Below are 13,171 nucleotides of genomic sequence, written 5' to 3' on the forward strand. Positions count from 1 at the left end.
GTCAATCGCACCTCGCCGGGAATCTGCACGGATGACGCATCAGTTTGCGGAACAGTACATAGGTTGCAACCCGTGTACTGTTCCGCAACCTGAGGAGCGGCAGGTGTGCTCCGGCGCGAGAATCCGCGAGCACCTCACTCCCGGTGCAGCCAGGCCTCGTAGATCTCACGTTTGGACAGTCCGAACTGCTTCGCGACCTGCCCCGCGGCATCTTTCGCGCGCACTCCGGACTCCACGAGTTCTCCGACGGTGTCGAGGTGGTCCTCCGGTGCCGTCTCGACCGCGGTTGCTCCGGCGAGTACGAGGGTCAATTCCCCGCGCAGTCCGTCTGCCGCGAGGTCACGCAGCGAGGACACGGTACCCCGCAGGGTCTCCTCGTAGGTCTTCGTCAGTTCGCGGCTGATGCTCATGGGCCGGTCTGGACCGATGACCGTAAGGAAGTCATCCATCGTGTCGGCGACACGATGGGGGCTTTCGAAGAACACCATGGTCCGCTTCTCACCGCGCAGTTCCTCGAGGAGGTTCTTGCGTGCCCCAGATTTGCGCGGCAGGAAGCCTTCGAAGCTGAACCGGTCGCTGGGCAGTCCGGAGACGGCGAGCGCCATGAGCACGGCAGAGGGTCCCGGCGTAGAGGTGATCGGCAGTCCGGCCTCTGCGCATGCCTTGACCACGCGGTACCCGGGATCCGAGACGGCGGGCATTCCTGCGTCGCTGAGCAGGACAACGGTCTGGCCGGAGCGAATGAGTTCGACCAGCTCGGGCGCCCGAGACTGTTCGTTGTGGTCGAAGACGCTGATGACTCGTTTGGTGTGCGTGAGTTCCAAACGCTGCGTCAGCGACAGAAAACGGCGAGTGTCCTCTGCTGCGATGACATCGGCGCCGGCGATGGCGCGTTGCATGCGCTCGCTCGCGTCGCCGAGGTTGCCGATAGGAGTCCCGACCAGGACGAGTTTGCCGCCGGCTGAGGCTGAGGTTGAGGCAGGGTCAGAACCCATAGGGTCGAAGGCATCCTGCGCCCCGTCCACGTGGTCCTGCACAACCGGGGATGAGTCCGTATCGTCGGCGGCGTGGTCCTCGGCGACTTGGCCATCGGCGGCGTGGTCATCGGCCGCGTGGTCATCGGCCGCGTGGTCATAAGTGGCGTCGGCGTCCGGTCTTCCGGACATCAACCGGCTGACCCCGCACCGACCATGGCGACTCCGAAGACCAGAACCATGACTCCGACGTAGCCGACCCAGAACAGCAGCCACAGTGCGGTGCCGACGTAGCCGACCCACAGCGCGGCGACGGCCATACCGTCTCCGCGCTCTCCAGACTGCCGAATCTGCTTACGGGCGATATGGCCCATGATGATTCCGGCGATGCCCGCGAGGAAGATGCTGCTCATCACTCCGAAGATCGAGGCGACGAGAGCAATGATCGCCAGAGTGTTCGTGGGCGGAAGCGGCTGATAGGCGTAGGCCACCACGGGTGCCCCACCGGTGTACTGGGCGTTGGGGTTATACGCGGCGTTGGGGTTATAGCTTGCAGCGCCGTAGTTGGCATTCACATTGTTATAGCCGCTGCCCGTTGCGGGGCCTGACTGCGGCTGCTGGTAATACATGTCTGGATTGTTCCAGTTGTTCTGACTGCTCATGGCGCGATCTCCTTGCGTATGTCTACAACGGTACCGAGTCGTTCTCTGGGACAAAAGGTGAGGTTGTTACAGATGCGTCTCAGTTCAGTCAGTATGTCGCCTCTTCGGCAGCAACGCCCATCATGATTGCGAGCACCATGACCCCGATGTAGAGGCCCCAGAAGATCAGCCAGAATCCAGTACCGAGGTAGCCTGCCCAGAGTGCGGTCAGCGCCATCGCATCTCCGCGTTCGCCGCGCTGAAGTATCTGTCTGCGAGCGATGTGGCCCATGACGATCCCGGCGATGCCGGCAGGCACAAATGATGTCATGGCCCCTGCAAGTGACAGCACCATGGCGATGATCGCCACGGTGTTAGTCGGCACGATCGGCTGGTAGATGTACGTTACAGGGCCAGCAAATCCGGGGTTCGGGCCGACCCCCGGGTTGCGGCCGAATCCAGGGTTGGGTCCGTATGCGGCTGACTGTGAGTAGGCGGAATAGCCTGGGTAGCCACCGTTTGCCGGATGGCCCGAAGCTGCGTTGCTGCCGCTGACGGACAGTTGCCGAGTGTACATATCTGGTTCGCTCCTGTTGCTGTGGCTGCTCGCGGGATGACCCCTGCTGAAGGGATGCTCCCCTTGCGTCTGACTACAACGCTATCGAGCCGCACAGTTTCGACGGGGGCGAACCTGTTGCAATCCTGCACCACCGGTGTCAGGGCAGAAAATGGATTCTCATGAGCTGTGCCTCCCAAAGACGGTTTCCCAGCACCTGGCTCTCCCGACGACGGTCCTGACGATCCCTCAGTAGCTCATCCCGGCAGCGAGGAATCCAAGACCCAGAACGCCGATGAAGATGACGATCATCAGCAGAGCGAAGCCGATGCCGATGTAGCCCATGACCAGCCCTGTGGTGGCCTGGCCTCGGCCGTCTTCGCCGGTTCTCTTGATCTGGCCGCGAGACACGTGACCGAAGATGACGGCGAGGATCGGGGCGATCCACAGGAACATCGCCACGATTGAGAACAGTATGCCGATGACAGGGACCAGGGAGAGGATGCTGCAGACCAAGCCGCCGCCGAGCCCGATGATGCCCATCCACATCGCCCAGCCCGACAGGGTGTTCACTGCTGGCCGCACCATCATCGGTGCCCCGTAGGTCATCGGCTGGCTGTATCCCGCCGGCTGGCTGTACTGGCTGTACCCGTACGCGTCCGGCTGGCTGTAGCCATACGTGCCCGGCTGGATGTAGACCGCTGGGCCGGACTGGGGCTGCTGATACTGGTTCGGGTTCGAATACGGGTTCGGGTTCGAGTACTGGCCTTGGTCCTGGTACTGGTACTGGCCTGAGCCGTACCCTGGTTGCGGCTGAGACGCGCCGTACCCATTGTTGAACTGTTGGGATCCGACCTGTGGTGGATCGCTCGGGCGATAGTTCGGGTTGTATGACACGCTCTTCACCGTTTCATTCGTTTGCCGCCTGTTGAGGACTACCTTAGTCGTCCCAAGGGCCCTAAGGACAATACGCCGACGTCCCCCAACCCGCCGCTCGCGCCGATCTCCCGCCGCACATGAACGACTCACCCTGAGGACCAGATGGGAAGAAGCGTCTCATCGGACCTTAAACTTGACGATAATGACTCAACCCGAAGATCCCCAGGCGCCGAGGTGGTCCACCGACCCCGCGGATGAGTCCACCGACCCCACACACCCCCAAACCGATTCCCCCTCATCCGCAACGACTGCAGTAACCGACTCCCCCTCGTCTGCAGCCGCATCGGCTGCCACCAAGCTCATCGCCCGGGAACGTCGTGCTGACCGGCGCGAATCAATCCGCGCCAATGCTGCTGCCATTCGCAGGCGCACCTTCAGCGCCGGAATGTGGGCGACTCGCGCACCGATCTGGATGTGGCCGGCCCTGCTGATCATTACAGCTATCGGGGGTGTACTCCGGCTGTTCAATCTCGATTTCCCTCACCGTCTGATCTTCGACGAAACCTATTACGTCAAGGACGCCTACTCCGTCTTCAAGTTCGGCTACGAACGCTCCTGGCCGGAGAATGCCGATGACTCCTTCAACGCCGGCGACCCGAGCGTCATCGAGTCCACTCCCGAATATGTCGTCCACCCGCCGTTGGGCAAATGGATCATCGGTGCCGGCATTCACCTCTTCGGCGTCGACGATTCCTTCGGCTGGCGGTTCTCCGTCGCCATCGTCGGCACCCTGACGATCTTCCTCATGGGCTTCATCGCGTGGAAGCTCTTCCGCTCCGCGTTCTTCGCCTGTGTGGCCGCTGGCCTGCTCTCGATCGATGGTGAGCACTTCGTGCATTCGCGCACGAGTCTGCTCGACATCATCCTCATGGCCTTCGTCCTCCTTGCCTTCGCCTTCATCGTTCTCGACCGAGAGTTCGTCACGAAGCGCCTCGCCCGTTTCACTGCGTCGGTCGGTCCCCCGGCAGACTCGTCATCAGACCCGGCATCAGAGCGATCTCGCGACCGTCGCCCATCGCGAAGCAAGGATCTGATCAATTTCGGGCCCCGCCTCGGCGTGCGTCCCTGGCTCATCGCCGCAGGCATCAGCCTGGGTCTGGCAATGGGAGTGAAATGGTCGGGGCTCTATGCCGTCGCCGCATTCGGGATCCTCGTCGTCGCCTGGGACGTGCACTCGCGTCACCGCGCCGGGACCGTCCACCCCTGGCTGGGCATGCTCATCCGCGACAGCATTCCTGCGTTCATCAAACTCGTGCCCGTGGCGCTGCTGACCTATGTCGTCACGTGGTCCGGGTGGATCCGATCCGATGATGCCTGGGACCGGCAGTGGGCGTTCGAGAACGGCGGCTGGTGGAGCGCAATGCCGGACTGGCTGCTATGGCTGCCGTCTCTGGCCCACTACCACTACACGGCGTATTCGTTCCATGTCGGCCTCGACTCGGAACACCCGTATATGTCGAACCCGTGGGGGTGGATCGTCCAGTGGCGGCCGACGTCGTTCTACTACGAATCCCCTGACCAGGGAAGCATGGGCTGCGCCGTTGAGCACTGCTCTGCGGCGATCACCTCGCTCGGCAATCCGGTCATCTGGGGGTTGGCACCCATCGCCGTCCTCATCGCGCTGGTCGCTTGGATCATCCGCCGAGATGTTCGCGCCGGAGTCATCCTGGCCGGACTTGCCGCGACCTGGCTGCCCTGGTTCGCCTACCAGGAACGCACCATCTTCACCTTCTACACGATCGTCATGGTGCCCTTCGTCGTCCTCGCGTTCACCTACTGCCTCACGCTCCTCTGGGGCCGAGCCCCCACCGCTGATCCGAGTCCCCCGACCGACCCCGCAGGCTCCACCCACTTCGCTCCCCAACCGCGCGGCCCTCTCTTCGCCGGTCGCGGCACGCGAACCCCCTGGTCCCTGTTCGGCCGTCGGATGGCCGTGGGGCTCATCCTTGTGGCCGCGATCATGGCCTTCGCCTACTTCTGGCCGGTCTACACCGGCGAAGTCATCCCGTTCGAGGCCTGGAACAACCGCATGTGGAACGTCACCTGGCGCTGACCGTTCCCAGCCGTTCCGGTGTCACCTGGCGCTGACCGTTCAGTCCCGCCTCGGGCGACAAACTCCGCCCCTCGGCAGCTCGACACACACCTGCCACGAAGGCGTCGCCTCGGCGACATTGATCGTTCACCTGGGGGTCACATGCCGTCGTTAGCGTCGAATCATTGTGAACTACCAATCGACTCTGACTCCCCCAGCGCCCACCGATCGCGTGGCCACAGCGCCCGCTGACAATGAGAGCGCAGCACGGCCGCATCGGGCCGTGGCGATCATTCCCGCCCGGGGCGGCTCCAAGGGAATTCCGCTGAAGAACCTGCAGAAGGTCGCCGGGGTCTCGCTTCTGGCGCGCGCGATCAACGCAGCCAATTCAACACCGAGCATCGACCGCGTGGTCGTCTCGACCGATCATGAGGGCATCGCCGCAGAGGCGATTCGCGCCGGCGCCGAGGTGTGCCACCGTCCCGCTGACATCGCCGGGGACACCGCGACCAGCGAATCGGCCCTGATCTACACGCTGGCCAACCTCGGCGAGGAATTCGACACCACCGTGTTCATGCAGTGCACCTCGCCGTTCATCGACTCGGCCTCGATCGACAACGCGGTCGCTGCCGTGCGTGACGGGGACGCCGACGTCGTGTTCTCCGCCGTGGAGGACCACTCGTTCCTGTGGCGCCTCGATGACGGCGAATCGGCAATCGCCGTCGGTCACGAAGCCAGCTTCCGGCCACGTCGCCAGGACCGTGCCAAGCACTACAACGAGACCGGCGCGTTCTACGTCATGCGCACCGACGGCCTGATCGAACACGAGCACCGCTTCTTCGGCCGCGTCACGATCGAAGAGGTCCCACCTGAGCACGCACGCGAAATCGACGACATGTCCGACCTGTCACTGGTCCGCGCGATCGCCTCCACGCAGGAGACCGCGCAGGTCATCGACGTCGACGCCCTCGTCACCGACTTCGACGGAGTCCACACCGACGACGGCGCCTACGTCGACGAGGACGGCAACGAACAGGTCCGCGTCCATCGCGGCGACGGCATGGGAGTCTCACGCCTCGTCAGATCAGGACTGCCTGTCATGATCCTGTCGAAGGAACGCAACCCAGTCGTCACCCGTAGGGCGGAAAAACTTCACGTAGACGTAACCCAGGGCGTCGACAATAAATCGAAGGTTCTGCAGTCGTGGATCGACGAACAGGGCCTTGACGCAACCCGAGTGGCCTACGTCGGAAACGACATCAACGACCTCGAAGCCTTCGACGTCGTCGGCTGGCCCATCGCAGTCGCGGACGCCCACCCCAAGGTGCTCGCAGCGGCTCGAGTGGTCCTCGATCGGCCCGGCGGAAAGGGAGCGGTCCGCGAAGTCTGCGACCTCATTCCCGTGCCCGACCAGGCAACGCAGCAGCTGCCGACACGGGGCCTGACATCCGTGCTGGACTCCGACTCACACACCAATGCTCACCGACCATCCATCCAGCAGCAACAGCCGTTGCTCACGAATCACGCAGAAGGTTTGCGTACCAATCGAAAGCAGGTTTCATGACTGATCAACTCACCCCAGTGGCCATCGGCAATCACCTCGTCGGCCCGAATCAGCCCGTGTACATGATCGGCGAAATCGGCATCAACCACAACGGCGACGTCGAAATCGCGAAGCAGCTCATGGACGTCGCCGTCACCGCCGGTGCCCAGGCCGTGAAGTTCCAGAAGCGCAACCCCGATGTGGCTGTGCCCGAACACCAGAAGTCGAAGATGCGCTCGACCCCGTGGGGCGAGATGACCTACCTCGACTACAAGTGGCGCGTCGAGTTCGGCCAGGAAGAATACGCCGAGATCGACCGCTATGCCAAGGAAGTCGGTCTGCAGTGGTTCGCCTCCCCCTGGGACACTGACTCCGTGGACTTCCTCGAGAACGAGTTCGACGCCCTGACCTACAAGGTCGCTTCGGCCTCGCTGACGGACTTCGAACTCCTCCGTGCGATCGCCGCAACCGGCAAGCCCGTCCTGTGCTCCTCGGGCATGTCCGACTGGGCCACACTGGATGCAGCCGTCGAGGTCTTCGACCGCGACAAGCTGGTCCTCATGCACGCCACCTCGACCTACCCGCTGCCTCCCGAAGAGGTCAACCTCAAGGCCATCACCACCATGCGCGAGCGTTACGGCGTGAATGTGGGCTACTCCGGCCACGAGCTGGGCCTCGAGATCTCCTTCGCCGCCGCCGCACTGGGCGCTGCGACCATCGAACGCCACATCACCCTGGACTCCTCCATGTGGGGCTCGGACCAGTCCGCATCGATGGAACCACGCGAGTTCACTTCACTGGTCAAGGGCGTGCGCGTCCTCGAAACAGCCTTCGGTGACGGTGAGAAGCGCGTCATGCCAGGCGAAGAGTCGAAGATCGATTCGCTCCGCAAGGTCAGCGTCTGATCTGATCTGACCCTCGGCTGATCTGATCGCGCTTTGACCTGATCAACTGATTACGGCCCCATCACCTCGCCGGGCTCACATGATCGTCGCAACACTCTTAACGAGAGGTTGCGGCGATCATGTAGATTCAAGAAGACTGCGCTCGGTTCGGTGACGAATCGACGCGACTGGAAGATGCCGAGACTCCGGCGAAAGAAGCCGCGGTCGTGGTAGGAGCTCCGCCACAGCGATTCACCTGCGGCTTCGACTGCCTTGGAGAGGTTCAACGGGAAGAGATTCATCGCCCTGTACGGCTCTAGGTATCCACGGGCCGCCAGAATGATCGCGAGGAACTGTGCACCACCAGAGAACCAAACACGGAATGTCGCGAAGATCGTTGATGTGATAGGCGAGCCAGTCGGATTGCTCCGACGAGTGAGCGGGTTGATCAGATCAGGGAAGGTGCCAGTCTTCTCCAAGATCCCGCACGGGACAGCGGCGACGATCGCTACAGTTCTCAAGGTTAAACAAAAGCCGGCGAGATTGGAGTCCTGTCAGTTCCGGCATCGATGCCAGGCATCAAATAGCCGAGCGCATGCGACATTGGCATCGGACTACATGACCGCTTAATTAGGGGTGGCAGAAGAAGACGGCTCGCTCGCCGAAGCGTTCGTTGGAGCGAATCTCCTAGTCCACCGATCTCGCATTAAAGACAATACTGACACGAGGCTGCCGCACGCCGAAAGTACGCCCGAACGCGCTTCTAAGTTATCGACAATTTCACAGCACCCGCTGACGAATCCTGAATGACATAAAGGGCATGACTCCAATGAGATATTAGAATCATGCCCTTAAACGAATTTCAGTCTAGGACTCCACCAGCCCGCTGCCCGGAACCTATTCAACTATTGGCACCATGTAGTCTCGAATCCTCACTTTGGAACAAACTGAGACACATCCGCGCCCCTGTCCTTTCTTCGGTGCTGGACCAGCAACGCGATGAACGTCGACAAAAGGATAAGGGGAAACACAATCACAAACAAAATTGACGTGACCCCGAAGGTGGGTTCACCAACCCCACTTAAAATGCTCGTGGCCAACGACAAACCGAGAGCAAACGACATAATGATATCTCTCATGACTTACGCCTCCACTTCTAACTGCTTTCACGGCTTTACTCCACAAGGGAAGCAAGCTCCACCTTCTTGCTTGTTGCAACACTTTATAAGCGCAGCCCCGCACGTCGTAGCAACGCACCCGATGCAATTTAAGTTGATCTTAGTGCAACCTGCTACGCAACCCGCGCAGCCAACGCCACTCAAAACGCAGTCAACAGGAGCGGTTGTCTTGCATATTGAGGCAAGCGCCTGATGAGTAGCACTCGTACATCCACCGCAGGGATCTGATGCGTGAGGACTCACCCCATCGGGGACAGGCTCCATACGAATTCCGTTCGAACTGGAATCCACGATCTCAAGTCGGTCCGCACCAACATCAACCACATAACGTTCGGCTCTAATCTCGGTCTCAGGCCCATCTTTGTTGAAGTTGATAACATACATCACCTTCGCGTCTTCGATGGTGACAGTAAGCGTGTCGACGACCCGCCCGTCCTTCATGTTCTTCATCGCGGCCTGCGCGACTGGCATACTCGAACTGTACGTCGAAAGCGCACCCGACGTCGACAACTGGAACTGCGATTCGGTGAGCTCATCGACAGCTTGTGGCGAACTCGACTTCACGAGCTCTACATCCTCTGAGTCAGCGATACTGAGAAAGTCTTCGCTCTTGAGTGCATCAGAAATCAGCTCCGCGACCTTGGGCCGCGAAGCGTAGGATACGGACTTCACAGGTGACTCTGCAGCAGAGGCAGGGCGCACGCCCGCGAAAGTACCGGTGGCAAAAATCCCGACCGTAGCGGCAACCCCTGCGGCGATCTGCCCAAACCCACGTCGCGAGAGGGTCCTAGCTTCGCCCTGACTCTTATCGTGAGCGTGTCCGGACCTTTCGATGCCCAAAATCTTCAGAACCCGAACTGAGGCTTCCATGCCGATTTCTCGCGCAATAAGTGGTGCGATCCTTGGGCCTACCCAGCACCGAGGCTCACCCTGAGTTACTTTAAGTAGGGTGGGCTTGTGAGGCGCATCCTCCCCAAATACTTCTCGTCTGGCTTTAAGTGCAAAAGCGGAATCCAACGGGAGCACCGCCAGCTGTCCTTTCGTGGCTTCTTCAAGCTTCTGCGAGATTTGGGCGCACGTCGAACACTGAGCATCAAAAAGTAGCCAGGTACCCGAACGAGTGACCTCGTCGCTATCGTGTTCATCAGGTCTGCTGGTTGCTGTTTGGGGCTGTGACATCCTAATTTCCTCACCCTCGGAAGTACTCTCGCACAACCGACGCTATCAGGGTTTATATGCGATTTGAGCACAATTCCCCTGTTCTTTTAAATCTCCTGAAGATGGCAAGCGATCTAGTTTAAACATCAAGCCTTGAGTTCACACCCAAAAGAGAACCTCGAAGGGTGTGCGCGTCCTCGAAACCGCCTTTGGTGACGGCAAGAAGCACGTCATGCCAGGCGAAGAGTCGAAGTTCGATTCGCTGCGCAAGGTCAGCGTCTGACCTGATCGTGCATCGATCTGGTCAGCTGATCACGGCCCCATCACCTCGCCGAGGTGGTGGGGTCGTTGTCGTGTTCCCTCGCTGAGATGGTGGGACCGTTCCAGAGTCAGGTTTGCACGGCTCCAGACGATATAGTCACACAGGTCATTGATGCCGATGAGAAGCACACCGGATGCGGCGACTTGGACTGCACCCTGAAATGGGACCTTCGTGAAGATCCTGGATCACTAAGAATCTTCAAAGACGAACAGCCAAAATGAAGAGCGAGGCATGGAAACCCCAGCACCAAATCAGTGGAATATCGATCGGATAGACGAGATCGTATTTCCAGCGTTGCAACGTCTCCTCAAAGAGGGAGAGCTTGACGGAGTCTCAATCGAGTCCGACGGCCCCAATTTACGCATGCTCTGGGGACGATTCTGCGTTCGCGGTGAGAGAATTCGAGTACTCGTTTCGGACTCGGACATCACTGAATCGTTAGAAGAGGCCAAACAGCGGTTCTACGAACAGCTTCAATCCGAAATAGCCGAAACTACTTTCGCGTGGGGAGAGCTTCGCGAATAGCTAAATGGAGGTCCCCTACCTTGGGCGCCTCGGCAACTGGCTCCCGAGCTGCATCTACCGTGGCCGCATCATCTCGCCGAGGTGGTGGGGCCATGGTCATTTCCGCACGTCGGTATCGGGGTCTGTGTAAATAGGAGTGTAAGTCAGCGCCGGAATTCCGGGACCTCACGAAATACAGAGCCCGGTGTCTACTCGAAGATGGCATCTTGAGATCAGATCTTCACTCACATCGACTTCGAGCCACTAAAGTGAGGGGTTAGCAGCGATCGTCCGCCTTCGCCGTCTCTCGCGACCAATAGCGATCACAATAGCGATGGCGGCTAACAGCAATCCCACGCACCACAGCCACGCAGCATAGGGTGCAAACCACGGGCTGGTTCCGACGATAGGCAAGAACGCAGCGACCATAAGCAGTATCAAAACGATATGTTTACGCATTGGGCTCCTCACAGTTGCGCCAGGTACTTGCCAACATTCGTACCGTTCGCCACATCAAACACAGCGACTCAGACCAGGCATCTTGCTCCCACCGTAACAGTCCACGCGACTCCGGCTTCTCCACTGCATGCGCTTCTATTCAGCGTTTGAATGCGCGCCTGATTCGCCGAGCTCTCCACGCCACCCCATGCGCCGTCTTGTCGATGAGGACCTTCGCCTCGGCGGTGGCAGTACGGTCGTTGACCGCCTTGAGCCGAACCTCGGACTCCTCGAGCTGTTTCCGCAGTCCGGCGGAAGTGGCGGCGTGGCGGTCCCTCTCCGCAGTCTGAGCGGCGAGTTCCGTGGTTCGGGCGTCAAGCTCCGCAGACTGTCGCTCGAGCTGAGACTCCTTGTGTTTGAGTTCCGCTCGAAGGTTCTCGCGTTCCGTCTCGAGGGTCTTGCTGTGCGTGGCGGCGCTTTCGAACTTCTTCTTGTGCTCGCGGCGGATTTTAGTGAGGTCTCGCGTCTGCGCGGCACTGAATTCCTCGGCTTCGGCCACCGCCGTGAGGTGGAATTCCTCGGCTCGGATGTCGGCAGAGGTGCGCAGTCTCTCGGGACCGGTCGACTGCCCAGCAGCCGTTCCCGTCGCGACGGGGCTCGACCCAGGTCGCAGTCGATCGTGGATCACTGCATGGTTGTTTCGAGTGATGTCGTGGAAGTCCTGTCGAGTCGACATCAAGTCGTCCTGCAGGTCGTTGCCCTGTGCGTGAGCCTGCTCGATCGTATCGACGATCCGCTGGGCCAGTGCGTGAGCTCGCTGAGCCACATCTTGGGGACCGCAGTCAGCGGCGTCGGTGCCGGTGATGCCTGCGCCACCGACTTCCGTAGTCGCGCTCTCCGACGCCATACCCTCGGGCCCCACCGGCACCACGAGTTCAGGATGCCCGATATCTTCAGCGAAGTAGCCGAGCTTGGCATGCAAGTCCAAGGAGATCGGGATCGAACCGACTCCGAAGGGAATCATCTGTGCGTGGCCGCGACCACCGAGCACATAAGGAATGGAGGCGAACAGGTCAAAGCCGGCGAAGAACCCGACGTCGGAGCCATGCAGTCTGACCTCCTTGACCTCGGGCACCTCGGCGACCAACTGTGCCGACACCTCGGCGTCATCGGGATGAAAGGGAGCACTGAGAATGGTCCACCCTCTGGCCACGAGCATGCGGGCGGCATTGATTGTGGCACGGTGGATCACCTCGACGTCAAAGCCTGCGGCCTGCTGGCGTGGGTGGACGAGCATCTGGATCGCCAGGACCTTCTTGCTCGGATCGGGGCGGCGGTCGATCAAGGGCTCGTAGAGCAGACCTGCGATGGTCGTCGGACACGGATGGAACCGGATCGCATTCGAACGAGAGATTGGCCCCACCTGGGATTCGGACGCAAGGCCCGCGGCCAGTGCCTGATTCGGCAGTCGCCGATCGTAACTGCCGTCCGCGCCCAGGAACCGCGACATCGTCTCGATACTGCCGGTGTTGCGCAGACCGAAGAAGACGGACTGGTCGAGGACCTGACTGACATGGGAGCGCATCAGTTCGTCGAACTCTGGCTGGCCGGGGAACCGATTGTCGCCGAGCGCATAGACGATCAACGGCACTTCGATGGCGGCGAGCGCCTCGGCGGAGATCTTCCACTGCCAGCCCGAGAGCCGATTCGGGTTCGTGTCCTGGAGGAACAGTCCGCCACCGCCGATGACGACAGCATCGGCCGATGAATTGATCCGCTCGACCAGGGCCATGTCCACCTCGCGTCGCAGTGCCGCCGCCGAGGTGAAATCGACCTCACCGACCGACTGCCCCGAGGAACCTGAGCCAGCCGAACCACCAGTGCCCAGCACTCGGAAAGCGTCCCTGACCACAGGGAACAGGGCTTTGTCGCCGTAGTTTCCCCAGGTCGGGATGTCGAAGTGGAACAGCTTCAGGTTCGGCATCACATCAGGCTATGAGTG

Annotated in this window: 10 protein-coding genes; 3 read left to right on the forward strand and 7 right to left on the reverse strand. The window is 60.7% G+C overall.

Translation table 11 applies throughout. From position 1 onward, the window contains the following. Positions 1 to 134 precede the first annotated feature (134 nt). The 4 genes from rsmI to HX613_RS22800 form a co-directional block, all read right to left on the reverse strand. Positions 135 to 1,166: a 16S rRNA (cytidine(1402)-2'-O)-methyltransferase gene (rsmI, locus tag HX613_RS17360; RefSeq protein WP_442862614.1), complete on the reverse strand. Its 1,032-nt coding sequence runs from the start codon at positions 1,164 to 1,166 to the stop codon at positions 135 to 137. Then, positions 1,166 to 1,636 carry a DUF4190 domain-containing protein gene (locus HX613_RS17365; RefSeq protein ID WP_235346469.1) on the reverse strand — a complete coding sequence of 157 codons (471 nt, stop codon included), beginning with the start codon at positions 1,634 to 1,636 and terminating at the stop codon, positions 1,166 to 1,168. Before HX613_RS17365 ends, rsmI begins: the two co-directional genes overlap by 1 nt. A gap of 88 nt (positions 1,637 to 1,724) precedes the next feature. After that, positions 1,725 to 2,192: a DUF4190 domain-containing protein gene (locus HX613_RS17370; RefSeq protein ID WP_235346470.1), complete on the reverse strand. Its 468-nt coding sequence runs from the start codon at positions 2,190 to 2,192 to the stop codon at positions 1,725 to 1,727. Positions 2,193 to 2,420: 228 nt separating this feature from the next. Further along, on the reverse strand, positions 2,421 to 3,077 hold the full coding sequence (locus HX613_RS22800; protein WP_235346471.1) for a DUF4190 domain-containing protein: 657 nt from the start codon (positions 3,075 to 3,077) through the stop codon (positions 2,421 to 2,423). Positions 3,078 to 3,252: 175 nt separating this feature from the next. On the opposite strand from HX613_RS22800, the gene HX613_RS17380 reads away from it, so the two are divergent. The 3 genes from HX613_RS17380 (at position 3,253) to HX613_RS17390 (ending at position 7,590) form a co-directional block, all read left to right on the forward strand. Further along, positions 3,253 to 5,163, forward strand: coding sequence for a dolichyl-phosphate-mannose--protein mannosyltransferase (locus tag HX613_RS17380; RefSeq protein ID WP_235346472.1), 1,911 nt, complete (start codon positions 3,253 to 3,255; stop codon positions 5,161 to 5,163). Between the two features lie 166 nt (positions 5,164 to 5,329). Continuing rightward, positions 5,330 to 6,706: a cytidylyltransferase domain-containing protein gene (locus tag HX613_RS17385; protein ID WP_442862615.1), complete on the forward strand. Its 1,377-nt coding sequence runs from the start codon at positions 5,330 to 5,332 to the stop codon at positions 6,704 to 6,706. Further along, positions 6,703 to 7,590, forward strand: coding sequence for an N-acetylneuraminate synthase family protein (locus HX613_RS17390; RefSeq protein WP_235346473.1), 888 nt, complete (start codon positions 6,703 to 6,705; stop codon positions 7,588 to 7,590). Before HX613_RS17385 ends, HX613_RS17390 begins: the two co-directional genes overlap by 4 nt. Positions 7,591 to 7,640: 50 nt before the next feature. Here the strand turns inward: HX613_RS17390 and HX613_RS23090 are convergent, their stop codons facing one another. From HX613_RS23090 to HX613_RS17400, 3 genes are all read right to left on the reverse strand, one after another. Then, complete coding sequence (locus tag HX613_RS23090; protein WP_442862616.1) at positions 7,641 to 8,090, reverse strand: Na+/H+ antiporter NhaC family protein; 450 nt, start codon at positions 8,088 to 8,090, stop codon at positions 7,641 to 7,643. Positions 8,091 to 8,735: 645 nt separating this feature from the next. Next, the gene (locus HX613_RS17395; protein WP_193073232.1) at positions 8,736 to 9,926 is read right to left on the reverse strand and encodes a hypothetical protein; all 1,191 of its coding nucleotides are present in this window, start codon (positions 9,924 to 9,926) and stop codon (positions 8,736 to 8,738) included. 1,403 nt (positions 9,927 to 11,329) lie between these two features. Continuing rightward, on the reverse strand, positions 11,330 to 13,153 hold the full coding sequence (locus HX613_RS17400) for a polysaccharide pyruvyl transferase family protein (RefSeq protein ID WP_235346474.1): 1,824 nt from the start codon (positions 13,151 to 13,153) through the stop codon (positions 11,330 to 11,332). Positions 13,154 to 13,171 lie beyond the last annotated feature (18 nt).

The organism is Brevibacterium sp. UCMA 11754 (assembly GCF_021532275.1).
Lineage (GTDB): Bacteria > Actinomycetota > Actinomycetes > Actinomycetales > Brevibacteriaceae > Brevibacterium.